Source organism: Achromobacter sp. Root565 (genome assembly GCF_001427425.1).
Classification (GTDB): domain Bacteria; phylum Pseudomonadota; class Gammaproteobacteria; order Burkholderiales; family Burkholderiaceae_B; genus Achromobacter; species Achromobacter spanius_D.
This window is the reverse complement of sequence record NZ_LMGO01000001.1, coordinates 1,948,551-1,963,283: the sequence shown is the minus strand read 5'-3', so window position 1 is coordinate 1,963,283 and position 14,733 is coordinate 1,948,551. Positions and strand designations below refer to the sequence as shown.

Annotated in this window: 14 protein-coding genes; all 14 read right to left on the bottom strand. The window is 65.0% G+C overall.

The window, feature by feature from the left end; translation table 11 throughout:
* Positions 1-80: 80 nt before the first annotated feature.
* The gene (locus tag ASD71_RS08800) at positions 81-413 is read right to left on the bottom strand and encodes a hypothetical protein (RefSeq protein ID WP_056562123.1); all 333 of its coding nucleotides are present in this window, start codon (positions 411-413) and stop codon (positions 81-83) included.
* Between the two features lie 40 nt (positions 414-453).
* A complete protein-coding gene (locus ASD71_RS08795) occupies positions 454-1,008 on the bottom strand; it encodes an SMI1/KNR4 family protein (protein WP_082578834.1) in 555 nt (184 codons plus the stop codon).
* Positions 1,009-1,025: 17 nt separating this feature from the next.
* Positions 1,026-1,880 carry an SAM-dependent methyltransferase gene (locus tag ASD71_RS08790; protein ID WP_056562116.1) on the bottom strand — a complete coding sequence of 285 codons (855 nt, stop codon included), beginning with the start codon at positions 1,878-1,880 and terminating at the stop codon, positions 1,026-1,028.
* Positions 1,881-2,197: 317 nt separating this feature from the next.
* Complete coding sequence (locus ASD71_RS27585; protein WP_082578833.1) at positions 2,198-3,367, bottom strand: peroxidase-related enzyme; 1,170 nt, start codon at positions 3,365-3,367, stop codon at positions 2,198-2,200.
* A gap of 24 nt (positions 3,368-3,391) precedes the next feature.
* The gene (locus tag ASD71_RS08780) at positions 3,392-4,738 is read right to left on the bottom strand and encodes an acyl-CoA thioesterase/bile acid-CoA:amino acid N-acyltransferase family protein (RefSeq protein WP_056562113.1); all 1,347 of its coding nucleotides are present in this window, start codon (positions 4,736-4,738) and stop codon (positions 3,392-3,394) included.
* Positions 4,739-4,741: 3 nt separating this feature from the next.
* Positions 4,742-6,313 carry an ABC transporter substrate-binding protein gene (locus ASD71_RS08775; RefSeq protein ID WP_056562110.1) on the bottom strand — a complete coding sequence of 524 codons (1,572 nt, stop codon included), beginning with the start codon at positions 6,311-6,313 and terminating at the stop codon, positions 4,742-4,744.
* Positions 6,314-6,387: 74 nt separating this feature from the next.
* A complete protein-coding gene (locus tag ASD71_RS08770; protein ID WP_056562107.1) occupies positions 6,388-7,407 on the bottom strand; it encodes an ABC transporter ATP-binding protein in 1,020 nt (339 codons plus the stop codon).
* On the bottom strand, positions 7,404-8,417 hold the full coding sequence (locus tag ASD71_RS08765; protein WP_056562104.1) for an ABC transporter ATP-binding protein: 1,014 nt from the start codon (positions 8,415-8,417) through the stop codon (positions 7,404-7,406). The genes ASD71_RS08770 and ASD71_RS08765 overlap by 4 nt, the downstream gene beginning before the upstream one ends.
* Positions 8,414-9,331: an ABC transporter permease gene (locus ASD71_RS08760; RefSeq protein WP_056562100.1), complete on the bottom strand. Its 918-nt coding sequence runs from the start codon at positions 9,329-9,331 to the stop codon at positions 8,414-8,416. The genes ASD71_RS08765 and ASD71_RS08760 overlap by 4 nt, the downstream gene beginning before the upstream one ends.
* On the bottom strand, positions 9,328-10,302 hold the full coding sequence (locus ASD71_RS08755; protein ID WP_056566643.1) for an ABC transporter permease: 975 nt from the start codon (positions 10,300-10,302) through the stop codon (positions 9,328-9,330). Before ASD71_RS08755 ends, ASD71_RS08760 begins: the two co-directional genes overlap by 4 nt.
* A complete protein-coding gene (locus ASD71_RS08750) occupies positions 10,299-11,780 on the bottom strand; it encodes an NAD(P)/FAD-dependent oxidoreductase (RefSeq protein WP_056562097.1) in 1,482 nt (493 codons plus the stop codon). Before ASD71_RS08750 ends, ASD71_RS08755 begins: the two co-directional genes overlap by 4 nt.
* The gene (locus ASD71_RS08745; RefSeq protein ID WP_056562094.1) at positions 11,777-12,754 is read right to left on the bottom strand and encodes a LysR family transcriptional regulator; all 978 of its coding nucleotides are present in this window, start codon (positions 12,752-12,754) and stop codon (positions 11,777-11,779) included. The genes ASD71_RS08750 and ASD71_RS08745 overlap by 4 nt, the downstream gene beginning before the upstream one ends.
* Before the next feature lie 185 nt (positions 12,755-12,939).
* Positions 12,940-13,917: a tripartite tricarboxylate transporter substrate binding protein gene (locus ASD71_RS08740; RefSeq protein WP_056562091.1), complete on the bottom strand. Its 978-nt coding sequence runs from the start codon at positions 13,915-13,917 to the stop codon at positions 12,940-12,942.
* Positions 13,914-14,690 (bottom strand): IclR family transcriptional regulator, encoded by a 777-nt coding sequence (locus tag ASD71_RS08735; RefSeq protein WP_056562088.1) that lies wholly within the window; start codon positions 14,688-14,690, stop codon positions 13,914-13,916. Before ASD71_RS08735 ends, ASD71_RS08740 begins: the two co-directional genes overlap by 4 nt.
* Positions 14,691-14,733 lie beyond the last annotated feature (43 nt).

Genomic DNA, 14,733 nt, shown 5'->3' with positions numbered 1-14,733 from the left:
CGGAAGGCCAAGCGTAGTCTGGCTCGGCGTGTGGTCGTGCATCGTGTTCCGGCCGATTGCCATGAGCATGAAATCGCTGCTTACTGGTGCTTATCCTGACGCCTAGTGCGCGGAAGGAAGAACGCGCGAAGTCCGAGAAGCGCCGGCAAGACAACGATTGCGAGCCAGCCCGCGACCGATGCCGCCCATGCCCAACGGTATTTCCAGGAGATGAATTCTGGTACGCCGTTGTCGTCAAACCAAGGGTCTATTGATATCAGTATCAGTCCCAAGGCATAGCAAACTACCAATGCCACGAGGGCAGCGGTAAGCGCAGGCGGCGCTCCTGTTACCGAGCGTCCCTTCACAACACTTGCCAGCCAGAATGCCAGTACGCCGACGAATACAAGGGGGAAGATAAGGATCATCAGCATTTCGCGCGCTTTGTCTCGTCGGGGCTATTAATACTCCGCCTTAATACTCCCCGAGAAACTCCTCCGGATCGGCCTCGATCTCGGCAATCGACCCCGTCAGCAGCGCCTCAAAGCTCGGCGCCACCCAGGTGATCTGGTCCGGGTCATGGGTGAAAGCGATGATCTGTCCCGGCGTGCCGGACTCGCTTGGCGAGTGGTCGACCATCAACAACAGCGTGGCGCCACCAAAACTGGCGAAGGGTAGCCAGCCCGGCTGAAACCAGCCGCCTCTGATGCGCGCATCCCGCGGTTCTGGTTCTTCGTATCCGGCATAGCGCGGCGCTCGGTCCGCCATGCGGGCTCTTCCCGCAACCGCCTTTTCCAGCGGCAGATAATCATAGGCCGTCAGATAGCCCGGCCGCATGAATACTGGCGCATCGCGCTCGGCGCCATTGGCCAGAAGCCAAGCCTGCCTGGCGTCCGCTGCGATGGCTAAGCCAATTTCCGCCTCTACTGCTTCCAGTGCCGATTCCGCCGCACCCGGGTTAAGGTTTAGCGCGTGTCCGTGCGCGTTGCAGACCGTGCGAACCCGATCAAGGTATTGAGGAAAATTCATTGCTGCAGGCGGTCTTTTCAGTGTTGGGCAACTTGCGGCAAGAAAAACCGATCCTTCAACTCCTGCAACCCAATCCGATCAAGCATTTCAGTCAACCGCTCCGCAGGCTTGCGGGTCGGCAGATTCTTGTACTGCGCAATGATCAGCTCATTCTTCATCGAATGCTCCCAGCCAACCAGCTCGGTTACGCTGACCTGATACCCATGCGCCTCAAGCTGCAGGCACCGCAGCACATTTGTAATCTGGCTACCAAACTCGCGCGTATGCAACGGATGCCGCCAGATCTCGGCCAGCGGATCGGCCAGCGCCTTCGCCTTGTTCTTTCGCAGCACCGACGCCACTTCCGCTTGGCAGCAAGGCACGACCACGATGTACTTGGCCTTTTTCTCCAACGCAAAATGAATCGCGTCGTCGGTAGCGGTGTTGCAGGCGTGCAGGGCGGTGACGACGTCGATCGATGCGGGGAGTTTGCCGGAGGTAATCGACTCAGCCACCGACAGGTTCAGGAACGACATGCCGCCAAACCCCAGCCGCTTGGCCAGTTCCTCTGACGACTTCACCAGTTCTTCCCGCGTTTCGATGCCGTAGATGTGCGAGCCGTTCTTCAGCGCCTCGGGCTGCTCTTTGAAGAACAGGTCGTACAGGATGAACCCCAGATACGACTTGCCCGCGCCATGGTCGGCCAAGGTAACGGCGCCGCGTTGTTCTTGAACATCCTTGAGCAGCGGCTCGATGAACTGGAACAGGTGGTAGACCTGCTTGAGCTTGCGGCGGCTGTCCTGGTTCATCTTGCCGTCGCGGGTCAGGATGTGCAGGGCCTTGAGCAGTTCGATCGACTGGCCGGGGCGGATGTCGTGGGTTTTTTCTGACATGGGGAAAGGCAAAGCGCCCCGCAGGGGCGGGGCGCGTGGAGTGCGGGAAGGGACAGTGTAACTCCCCGCGTGACTGACACCGGGTGAATTTGGGACGGTGGGGGCCGGTGTCTGACACCCTGGGAACGGGCTCGCAATGCGGCCGCGATCTCGTAGGGGTGTCAGACACCTCGGTCAGCGTAGAGGGGCGGCCACCTCGGTCAGCGCAGGGGGCGGACACTTCGGTCAGCGCAGGGGTGTCAGACACCTGGGTCAGCGCAGGGTGTCAGACACCCGGAGCAACGGGCGGTGTCTGACACCCAGATCAAAGGAGCGTCTCAGACCGTCACGAGGACGGGCTCACCCAGATTCAGCATCAAGCGATTCGCCCACGCAAAGATCGCGTCCGAATGCAGCAGATCCAGGATCTCGCCGTCATTCAGCCCGACGTCCTTCAACGCCTGGATGCTGTCCGCATTCACGTCCGCCTGGGCTTCGGTGATCTGGATCGAGAACTTCCCAATCGCCTGTTCACGCTTGGTCGTGCCAGCCGTGATCGGATTCTCAAACACCTGTTCAATCACATCATTGCGCTTGGCCAGTTGTTCGAACCGCTGCGCATGCACCGATGCGCAGTACACGCAGCCGTTCACACGCGACACGACGGTGGCGCCAAGTTCGCGTTCGGCGCGCGACATGCCGCCCGGGGCGTACATGATGGCGTTGAAGGCCGTGGAGCGTTGGCGCAGGATTTCCGGCTGGTGGACCAGGAACAGGTAGTAATCCGAGACCTTGGCCTTGGGGTGGCTTTCTTCCAGAACGGCGATCTGCTCGGGCGTGGCGGTGTCGACGTTGACGACGTCGAGCCAGGCCTTCCATTCCAGGACTTCGTTCGTGAAACCGTGGGCCTTGATGACGGCGCCGGGTTCGGTGGTGCCGGGATTGACCACGGCCGTGGCATCGGCGGCAGCAGCACCGGCAGGCTGACCTTCAGCCGCCTTCATCGCCACCAGCCCAGCCACCAGCCGCGTCTGATACGACAGGAAAGCAATGAGCTGCGACAGAGTCACGACAGCAGGCGTGGAAACCCCCGCAGCCGGCAGCGTCTTCAACGCGGCCTCGTCGCCTTCAACAGGCTTTTCAATCAGCTTGCGCGTGTATTCCAGCACGGCGGCCAGTTGCGGGTTGGCGGCGTCAGCCGGTTTGCCCGATTCGGCGACGGCGATGTCCGCTGCCGCGGCGCCCGCTTCCACGGCGCGGGCGCGGTAGTGCGCAGCCAGCAGCGGCGACGGGGTGATGCGCGTCGCATACAGCGCGACCAGCAGCCGGTCGGCCTGCGACAGGCCGGGCAGGGCTGGGTCAAACAGGGCGTCGTAGCTGCCTTGCGTGGCGGCGGCGACCTTGTCGCGCTTGTGGCGCACGTCAAAGGTCTGCGTGCCGGGCGTCAGGCCCACGAGCTGGTCGACGATGTCTTTGTTGATGTCGTAGACGATGGGTTGTTGTGCCATGGATGAGGTCTCCTAAAGTTTCGTTCAGCCGGCGTTGCGCGCGTCGTTCGCAGTCGAAGCCGGCTTCCCAGCCGCCGCGCCCTTGGCCTTCACCGCCGCATCCAGGAACGACGTCACGCCTTCCCAGGACTCCTGGTCGGCGCGAGCGTTGTCCTTGGGATTGCCGCCGCTGGTGCTGATCTTTCCCGACACGGGGTGGGCGTATACGAGCTGCGTGGTGGGCACGTAGGGGAACAGGATGGAGTGGCCGCCGTTCTCGTAATCCAGCCACTTGACTGGGTACGGGTGCTGCACGTCGGCCAGCTTGTCCTGCACCATCTTCGAATACAGGCTGGACGGCCACGAGCCGTCGTCGGTGCCGGACAGCAGCATGACCGGGCCTTCGATGTCTTCGACGCGGATGCGGGCGCGGGCGACGGCGTCGGGGTCCTGCAACGCGGTCAGGATGGCCTTTTCGTGGCGATGCGGCGCGGGGCCTTCATCGAACGGGGCCCAGGTGGCGGTGCGGTTGTTTTCCCAGACGTGGGGAATGGGTTTGCCGCCCAGCAGCCACGTGGGGCCTTCGCGGCCGATCTTGGGGTCGCAGGCGTTCTGGCCGCTGTGGACGACGGCGCCGGGCACATAGGCCACGACGGCCGACACTTCCTTGGGGAAGGTGGCGCCCAACAGCAGCACCAGTTCTCCGCCGCGCGACTGGCCGCTGATGGCGACGAAGTCGTGTTTGGGCTGGACCTTCTTGCGCAGCCAGCGCAGGCCGGTCTGGAAGTATTCGAGCGGGGTGTTGGAAATGTAGTCCGACAGGCCCGGCGCCTTGAAGTACGCCAGCGCAAAGGCCGCGTAGCCGCGCGAGGCGTACAGGGCGGCACGCGGTTCGTTGATGCCGCCGCCGGACCCGTTCAGGATCATGACGGCGGGATGCGATCCCGGGGCGCTGCCGGCGGGCAGGTACAGGGTGCCGACCAGGCCTTCCTCGCGGACTTCGACGCGTGTGACGCCGTCGGACGCCAGGCGCTGCGTGAACGTGGCGCGGGCTTCTGCGCCTTCGGCGCGGGCCACCACGTCGGTGACCAGCGCGTCGGTCACCGGGTGGTTGAAGTATTCACGGCTCTTGCCGTCGTCGGGGGACTGCGCCCAGACCAGCCCCATCGGGGACAAGCCGGTGTAGTCGCCCGAGACGGGCGCGTCGCGGGTCAGGTCGACCACGCCGTCCTCGCCCGCCGTGTAGGCGGCCTGGGCTTGCCAGACCACGCCGTTGCGGCGGGTGAGGGCGGTGATCTCGACGGTCGCGCCGGGCGCCACGTGTTCGACGCGGATCTGGCGCGGGACGTCGATGAGGGCGTCCGCGGGGGTGATGGTCAGGGTCGGCGCCATGGCTTACTTGTCCGAGACCTTGGTGACCATCATGGCGGCCGTGCGGTCGCTGGTCATCGGCGTGACCTTCAGGCCCTTCTTCGTTGCCCAGATGTTCTTGTAGTGGAACAGCGGGATGATGCCGACGTCATCGGACACGAGCTTGACGGAGTCGCGCAGGATGGCTTCGCGCTTGGCCACGTCGAATTCCGAGGTGGATTGCTCCAGCGCGGTGTCGACCTTGGCGTTGGTGTAGTGGCCCCAGTTGGAGGCGCCCAGACCCTTCTTGGCGTCGACGGTGGCCAGGATGTTGACCAGCGCGTAGCTGGCTTCACCCGTGCCGTTGCCCCACGCCAGCATGCTGACGGCGAATTCGTTCTTGTTGGCGCGGCCCGAGTACACGGCCCACGGCACGACTTCCACTTGCGTCTTCACGCCCACGCGGGTCCAGAACTGCGCGACCGCCTGGGCCGTTTCCGGGCCTTGCGGGTAGCGGTCGTTGGGGACGTGCATGGTCAGCTTGAAGCCCTCCGGAAAGCCCGCTTCGGCCAGCAGCTTCTTGGCTTGGGCGACGTCGTTGGGGATGTCCTTGATTTCGGGGTTGTAGCCGAAGGTGCCCTTGGGCATCCACTGGTTGGCTTCGGTGGCGGCGCCTTGCAGGATGCGGTCGGCGATGGCCTTGCGGTTGATGGCCAGGTTCAGCGCCTGGCGCACGCGCACGTCCAGTAGCGGGTTCTTGTCCAGCGGCTTGCCGTTGTTGTCGGTGATGTACTGGTTGGGCGCGGGGTTGAAGCTGGGTTGCAGCAGCATGACGCGCAGGCCGTCGTACGGGTAGACCGAGATGTTCGAGGCCTTTTGCAGCTTGGCCAGGTCGGACACCGAGACCTTGTCGATCACGTCCACGTCGCCGGCCAAGAGGGCGGCGGTGCGGGCGGCGGCATTGTTGATGTAGCGGTAGTTGACCTTTTCCCAGATCTGCTTGTCGCCCCAGTAGGCGTCGTTGCGTTCCATCAGGACGCGGTCGCCGGGGGTGTACGAGACGAACTTGTAGGGACCGGTGCCGACGACGGCCTTGCCCGAGTTGTAGTCTTCGGTCGACGACTTTTCGCCGACGTGCTTGCTGACGACGTGGATGGACGCCAGGTTCAGCGGCAGGTCGGGGTTGGGCGCCTTGGTTTTGACGATGAGCGTGAGCGGATCCTTGGCGGTCATCGTGTCGATGGTGCGCAGGTAGCCGGCGTAGGTGGCGACGCTGCCGGGCACGCCGCGGGCGCGGGTGTAGGAGTAGATCAGGTCGTCGGCGGTGAACGGCGTGCCGTCCTGCCACTTGACGCCTTCACGCAGCTTGAATTCCCACGTGGTGTTGTCCAGCGGCTTCCAGCTCACGGCCAGACCCGGCTGCAGCTTGTTCCACTTGTTCTCGATCAGGAGGTCCCAGAAGTGCAGGGCCACCGAGCGGTCGCCGGCGTGGTTGTTCAGCTGGGGGTCCAGCGACGACAGCGGGTCGGCAAAGCCGATCGACAGATTGTCTGCGGAGGCAGCGGCCGAGGCGCCCAGGATGGCGGCGGTGAGGGTCGAGAGAATCAGGCGTTTCATTGTCCGGGATCCTTGGTAGAGGGGGAACGGAGTGGGTCCATTGACCGCGGCGGTCGTGCCGCAGTCATTGATCGTCAGGCCATGTCGTTCAGGTGACAGGCGCTCAGGTGGTTGATGGCGATTCCCTTCAGGGTGGGAACCTCGGTCTTGCAGCGCGGCATCGCATGCGGACATCGCGGATGGAAATGGCAGCCGGTGGGCGGGTTGAGCGGGCTGGGGATCTCGCCCTTGATCGCGGTAAAGATCTTGTGGCGCGACTTCAGGGTGGGGATCTCGGCCAGCAGCGCCTGGGTGTACGGGTGGTTGGGACGCTGGAAGACTTCTTCGACCGTCGCCGTTTCCACGACACGGCCCAGATACATGATGACGACGCGGTCGGACAGGTGCTCGACCACGCCCAGGTCGTGGCTGATGAAGAGATACGTCAGATTCAGGTCTTCACGCAGGTCCATGAACAGGTTCAGGATCTGCGCCTGGATCGACACGTCCAGCGCGGCCACGGCTTCGTCGCAGACCAGCATGGACGGCTGCACGGCCAGCGCGCGGGCGATGCCGATGCGCTGGCGCTGGCCGCCGCTGAACTGGTGCGGGTAGCGCTGGCGCAGGGCGGGGTCCAGCCCGGCGCGTTCGAGTTGCGTGCTGACGTAGTCGTCGAAGTCGCCATTGCCGACCAGGCCATGGATGCGTGCCGCCTCGCCCACGATCTCGTCCACGCGCAGGCGCGGATTTAGGCTGGCGTAGGGATCCTGGAAGATCATCTGCACTTTCAGGCGCGAGGCGTGGGCCTCGGCGGCGCTCATGTCGGCGGGGCGCTTGCCGTTGATGCGGACTTCGCCGCCGGATGGCGTCAGCAGGCCGGCCGCGATGCGGCCCAGCGTGGACTTGCCGCAGCCGGATTCGCCGACCAGGCCGACGACTTCGCCCGGGTTCACGATCAGGTCCACGTGGTCAACGGCGCGCGTGATGGCGGGCGGCTTGGACAGGCCCAGCGATTGCATTGCGCGGCCGGCGGCGCCGATCTTGCGTTCGCCAAAGCGCTTGCTGACCTGGCGCAGGTCGATCAGCGGGGTGGGGGCGTGGGCGGTTGCGCTCATGCCGCCACCTCGCGGTGGATCTGGATGGAAGGATGGAAGCAGCGCACGTTGTGTTCGGGTAAGGCTTGGGTGATGCCGGGTTGCTGGCCGCAGGCGGCGGTGGCGCGCGAGCAACGCGCCGAGAACGCACAGCCGGCCGGCAGGTGCAGCAGGTTCGGCGTCATGCCGGGAATCTGGCGCAGGCGCTGGCCGCGCTGATTGTTGCTGGGCAGGCTGTCGATCAGGCCCACGGTGTACGGATGCTGCGGACGGTCCAGCACGTCGTCGACCTTGCCGTGTTCGACGATGCGGCCGGCGTACATGACGGCGACGTCGTCGGCCAGGCCCGCCACCACGGACAGATCGTGCGTGATCCAGATGAGGCTGGTGCCGTGCTGCTGTGCCAGCTTCTGCACTTCGGACAGGATCTGCGCCTGGATGGTGACGTCCAGCGCGGTCGTCGGTTCGTCGGCAATGATGAGGTCCGGGCGGTGCAGCATGGCGATGGCAATGGCCACACGCTGGCGCATGCCGCCGGACAATTGATGCGGATAGGCCAGCAGGCGTTCCTCGGGGCTGGGGATGCCCATCATGCCCAGCGTGTCGCGCGCCAGGATGCGGGCTTCGGCCTTGCTCATCCTGGTGTGGGCGCGCACGGTCTCGATCATTTGCACGTCCACCCGCAGCACGGGGTTCAGCGTCATCATCGGATCCTGGAAGATCATGGCGATGCGATTGCCCTGGAGCTTGCGCAGTTCGCGCGCGGGCAGCTTGGTCAGGTCGCGGCCCTGAAACAGGACCTCGCCGCCGGCAATGCGGCCCGGCGCGTCGACCAGCCCCATGATGGAGAAGCCCGTGACGGACTTGCCCGAGCCGGATTCACCGACCAGGCCCAGGATCTTGCCGCGTTCCAGCGTGAAGGAGACGCCATCCACGGCGGGCAGCACGCCCGCGCGGGTATGGAACTGGGTGCGCAGGTTGCGCACTTCAAGCGTGGCCGGCGCGCCAGCCGAGGCGGAGCGGTCGGTCATTTGTGGGTCCTCGGGTTCAGCACGTCGCGCAGGCGGTCGCCCACCAGGTTGATCGCCACGATGGTGATCAAGAGCGCGATGCCGGGGTAGAAGCTGATCCAGTATTCGCCGGACAGCATGTATTGGAAGCCGTTGGAGATCAGCAGGCCCAGCGACGGTTCGGTCACCGGCACGCCCAGGCCCAGGAAGCTCAGCGTCGCTTCCAGCGTGATGGCACGCGCGATCTGCAGCGTGCCGATGACGATCAGCGGCGGCAGGCAGTTGGGCAGGATGTGCTTCAACATGATCCGCCAGTTGGGAATGTCCAGGCAGCGGGCGGCTTCGACGTATTCGCGGCGGCGCTCGACCAGGGCCTGGCCGCGCGCGGTGCGGGCGTAGTAGGCCCATTCCAGGATCACCAGCGTCAGCACCACGTTGCCCACGCCCTTGCCCAGATACGCCAGGATCATCATGGCCACCAGGATCGACGGGAACGACAGGATCAGGTCCACGAGACGCATGATGAAGGCGTCGACCTTGCCGCCGGCGTAAGCGGCCAACAGGCCCAGCAGCGTGCCGATGACGCCGGCGATCAGCGCCGAGCCCACGCCCACCATCAGGCTGATGCGCAGGCCGTACAGGATGCCGGACAGCAGATCGCGGCCCTGGCCGTCAGTGCCCAGCCAGTAGTGGAAGGTCTCCAGGCCATTCATGGTGCCGGGCGGCAGGCGCGAGTCCAGCACGTCGATCTGCAGCAGGTCATATGGGTTCTGCGGTGAGATCCAGGGCGCCAGCACGGCGGCCAGGATCAGCAGCGTGGCCACCACCAGGCCCAGCACCGCCGTCTTGGACGACAGGAACTCAGCCAGGTTGCGGCGCCACGGCGACTCGCGGCGCAGGGCAGGCGCCTGCGCGGTATTGGATACGGAACTCATGCCGTGGCCTCCAGCCGCACCCGGGGGTCCAGCACTTTGTACAGAATGTCGACGATCAGGTTCAGCGTCACGAACAGGCACACCACCACGATCAGGTAGGCCACGATCACGGGGCGGTCCAGCGCGTTCAGGCTGTCCAGGATCAGCTTGCCGGCGCCGGGCCAGGCAAAGATGCTTTCGGTGATGACGGCAAATGCGATGGTCGAACCCAGCTCAAGGCCAAGCACCGTCACCAGCGGGATCATGGTGTTGCGCAGCACGTGCACACAGACCACGCGGAAGGGCGACAGGCCCTTGGCGCGCGCGAACTTCACGAAGTCCAGCGGCATCACGTCGCGCACGCCGGCGCGAGTCAGGCGGATCACCAGCGAGATCTTGAAGAGCGACAGGTTGAACGCCGGCAGGATCAGATGGCGCCAGCCGTCGGCCGTCAGCCACGACCACTGGAAGCCCAGAAACTCCACCGTCTGGCCGCGGCCGCTGGCCGGCAGCCAGCCGAGCGACACGCTGAACGCCATGATGAGCATCAACGCCACCCAGAAGGTGGGCAGCGAGAAGCCGACGATGCTGCCCGCCATGATCATCTTGGACGCGCGGCTGTCGGGGTACAGGCCGGCAAACAGGCCCAGCGGCAGACCGACGATGACGGCAAACGACAGAGCAGTGATCGCCAGTTCAAGCGTGGCCGGCAGGCGCTGGATCACCAGTTCGATCGCCGGGATGTTGTAGACGAAGCTGTTGCCCAGGTTGCCGTGCAGCGCGCCGTTCAGGAAGGCCAGGTACTGCTGCCACAGGGGCTTGTCCAGGCCGAGTTCGGCGATGATGCGCGCGCGGTCCACCTGGTCCACGTCCTGGCCGATCAGGATGTCGACGGGGTTGCCGATGGCGTGCAGCCCCACGAAGACGATCAGCGTCATCAGGAACACGACCACGGCGGCCTGCGCCACGCGGCGTAGCAGCCATGCGGTCATTGCGCGGTCTCCGCCTGCGTGGCCGTAGCCGGGGCCGGCGATGGGGCCGGGGTCCATTCATCGCCAAACACTTCGGGCTCGGCAAACGCTTCCATGTTGGCGTAGTGCGTGGCGACATCTTCGCGGTAGAAGAGGCCGGCGATGCCTTGCGCCAGGCGCTTGGCGCCTTCGCTGATGGCGGGGATATCGCCCGAGATCGTGCCCTGCGTCAGCGCGGCGGGGTACGAGAAGCAGTGGACGCGATCCAGGCCGGGGCAGGCGCCGGGCACTTTTTCCTGCAATTCGAAGACGGCGCCCAGGTCGGGCGAGTCATGCAGTTCCTGGTCTTCCTCGCCGGCGGGCGGCGTGTAGCGGTCGCCCCAGGCGCGCACGTGAGGCGCGAGCGGCGCGAATTCCGGGCGCACGGTCCAGTCGATGCGAAAGCCCGTGGAGAAGATCAGGAAGTCCAGTACGAACACGCCCTTGGGCGTGGTGACGTGGATCTCGTTGTCGATCAGCGCCAGGTCCAGCACGCCGCAGCCCAGGTTGAAGAAGGCATTCGGATGGCGCGACACGCGCAGCGTGCTGCCGCGCGGCGGCGGCACCTGCGCGGCGTTGATGTAGTGGCGGATCTTCCACTTCCATTCGTCGGGCAGCGTCAGGTGGCCGTGGGTCAGGCCGGGATTGCCCGCGCCCTTGCCCTTGTTGATGCGGGGGATGTCGTTGCGGCGGATCAGCAGATCGACACTGGCCGCGCCGGCTTCCAGCGCGGTCGCCGCGCTGTCCATGGCGGAAGCGCCGGCGCCCACGACGCCCACGCGCTTGCCGGCCAGCGTGTTGTAGTCCATCACGTCGGACGAATGCGCCCAGCGGTCGCGCGGCAGTTTCTTGGCAAAGTCGGGCACATACGCGCCGCCCAGGCCGTCGCGGCCAGTGGCCAGCACAACGCGGCGGGCCAGGAGGGTGCGGCGTCCAGCGGGCGATTGGATGTCCAGTTCCACCAGCTTGTCGGCGCGCGGCTGCACGGACAGGATGCGGTGTTCGTTGCGCACGTCCAGGTTCAGCACGCGGCGGTACCAGCGCAGGTATTCCATCCATTGCAGGCGGGGAATCTTGTCCAGCGCTTCCCAGGCGTCCAGGCCGAATTGCGCTTCGAACCAGGCGCGGAAGGTCAGCGCGGGCAGGCCCAGCGCGGGACCCGTCAGTTGCTTGGGCGAGCGCAGCGTTTCCATGCGCGCCGTCGTGGCCCACGGGCCTTCGTAGCCTTCGGGCGCCTGATCGAAGATCGGCGCATCAATGCCCAGATGCTTGAGCGACGCGGCCGCCGCCAGACCGCCCATGCCGCCGCCGACGATGGCCACGTCCAGCACCTGCTGGCCGTCGACCTGCCGGGGCGTCACCCAGTTCTTGGCGGGGAGTTCCAGCCAGGACAGGTCTTGCCGAAGGCGCGCCTCCAGGGCGGGCAGGCCTTGCGGCGGGGTGGCGATGGGCTGATTCATGATGCGGGTGTTTCCATAACAGGGGCGTCATCGCCGTAGATCGACTGCAACAGCGCCGAATGCTCGCAGGCGTCGTGCAGCACGAAGCCGGGCAGCAGGTCCGCGGCGGCGTCGGCTAGCGCATCCGCCATGGCCTGGCAGGCCGGCGTCAGCGTTTGCGACTGCGGGGTGATGACCCCAAAAAAGAAGGGGATGTCCAGGTCGATGGGCCGGATCGCCACGCCCGCCATCGGCGAGCCGTAGGCGGTCACGGGTTCCAGCACCGATACGCCAAGCCCGGCGCGGACCGCGGCCAAGGCATTGACGGACGAATTGGTTTCGATGGTGCCCAGCGCCTGCACGTTGTGCGCCAGTGCGGCGTCAAGGCGGCGGCGCAGACGGTAGGGATTGGCCATGGTGATGAAGCGGCGTCCAGCAAGGGCCGACACCGGCACCACGGCATGCTGCGCGACGGGATCGTCTTCGGGCAGGGCGGCCACGCAGGGGGATTGTGCAATCCAATGCACGGTCAGACCGCGGTGTTCCAGCGGCAGGCTGGTCACGCCCAGTTGCGCGGCGCCCGACAACACGGCGTGCACCACGCGTTCGGGCGAGGCGCTGCGCAACTGCACGCGCGCGGTCCCGAGCCGGTCTTCAATGCGCTTGAGCGCGGCCGGCACCAGACCGGCGGCCAGGGCCGACGTGGCGGTCACCAGGAGCGGCTGCGCCTGGCCGCGCGCGATTTCATCGGCCCGGCCACGAATCTGCTGCAGGCTGGTCAGTGCGCGTTCAACGTCGTCATATAGCAGGAACCCCTGTTCGGTCGGCGTCACGCGAGGACCGCTGCGCGCGAACAGGGGATAGCCGATTTCGGCCTCCAGTTCCTGCAGCAACCGGCTGATCGCCGGCTGCGAGCGTCCCAGCAGCCGTCCGGCCGCGGTGACGCTGCCGGTGGACATGACGGCCGCGAAGGCCTCGAGTTGACGGAGTTCCATTGGTCTTGATTTATGCCAAGGACGAATTCTGGCCGCTCGAGTATGCGCCTTACAAATACTAAAAAGGCATAAGTAAATTCCCTAAATGCGAATGACCTCGCATATTTAATTACCGCGAGTTATTTCAAGGGGTTAGGGTAAATCCGGAGGGGAGCCGCCTACGCGGCTCCGTGTGAGCTTGACCCTTACTCGGGCTGAATGTTGGCGTCCTTCATCACTTTGATCCAGCGCGCGCTTTCGGCCAGATTGAAGGTCTCGGCTTCCTGGTAGCTCATCGTGCTGGGCAGCGTGCCCTGTGATTTCAGCGCCTCGACCACCTTGGGCGACTTCGAGGCCTGCACCATGACCGCGTTCAGTTTGGCGATGATGGGTTCGGGCGTGTCCTTGGGTACCCACATGCCGTACCACGTGACGATGTCGAAATCGGGGAGGACGCTTTCGGCGATGGTGGGCACGTTGGGCAGGTCCGCCAGCCGGGCCTTCGTTGTGACGGCCAGCGGAACGACCTTGCCGCTCTGGATCAGAGGCAGGGCGGGAGCAAGCGGTGCGTACATCAGATCGACATGGCCGCCTGCAACGTCGGTCAAGGCCGGGCTGCTGCCGCGGTAGCCCACATGCGAGATGGACGACTTGGTGGACGAATTGATCAACTCTCCCGCCAGATGGGGCAGGGTGGCGACACCGGGCGACGCGAAGGTCAGCGTGCCGGGCTGCGCGCGCGCATGGTCAATAAGGTCGGCGAAAGTCTTGAACTTGGACGTGGGCGGAACGACGGCCACCATCGGTACCGTGCCCAGCACACCCACCATCCGGAAATCTTTGATCGGATCGAAGCTCAGGCTTTTGAACTGGGCAGGATAGATGCCTTGGACCGACGGGTTCATCAACAGCGTGTAACCGTCTGCCGGCGCCTTGGCGACTTGAGCGGCGCCAATGGTGCCACTGGCGCCCGCGCGGGTTTCTATGACCAGCGGCTGGCCCAGGATCTCGCCCATCTGCACGGCGACGACGCGGCCGACGACGTCGGTCGGACCGCCCGCCGCCCACGGCATGATCACGCGTATCGGCTTGTCGGGATAGCTGCCGTGGGCGAGGGCCCCGCCGACAGGCAGGGTGGCGACGAGGGCCGAGCAGGCCGCGGTAAGAAAGCTGCGCTTATTCATCTACTGTCTTCTCCTACAAAGGTGAGGTTGGCCGAGGGCAGGGCGGCGTGCAACAGTGCCTTGACCTCTTCCAGCTGTTTTCCAGTGGTGGCTTCGTTCTTGAGCATGCGGCCCAGGGGGCCGGCCACCACGATGGCAAAGGGTTGTTCGTATGCCCGGAATCCGAGGGAGATGGACATCACGTCTTCGACGTTCTCGCCGACCGAGCGCTGCCAGCCGCGCGCCACGCCCGCCCGCAGATCGCTATCGAAAGCGGCGCGAGTCGTGATGGTGCTGTCAGTGAAAGCGGTGAATCCGCCATAAGCCTTGAACCATTTCTGGCGTTCTTCAGGCGACAGCACGGAGAGCAGCGCCTTGCCCGAACTGGTCGCGTGGACAGCCTTGAAGCCGCCAGGCTGGTGCGAGAAACGGATCGTCTGCTTGGATTCCGCCACGATCAGGTACACGACCTTGTCGTCTGCCAGCTTGGCCAGCAGGGCGGTTTCACCGGTCAGGTCGCGCACCCGCTCCAGTACGGGTTCGATCACGTCATTCAGCGGATCGTTGCGGCAGATCAGGGTGGCGACGTGGATCAGCTTTTGGGTCGGGTAATAGCCGTGCTTCTTGCCGATTTCATACAGATAGCCGCGCGCCACCATGGTCTTGAGCAGGCCATGGCAACTGGACAGGGGAATCTGCATCTGTGCGGCGATCTCGCTGTACAGCAATGGCTTCTGCTCCTCGGCAAAGAGGTTCAGCACATCCAGAACTCGAGCTGCTGTTTTCACATCCATGATGCTAGTATCCTATACATGATAAATTTACGTCAATCCGCTT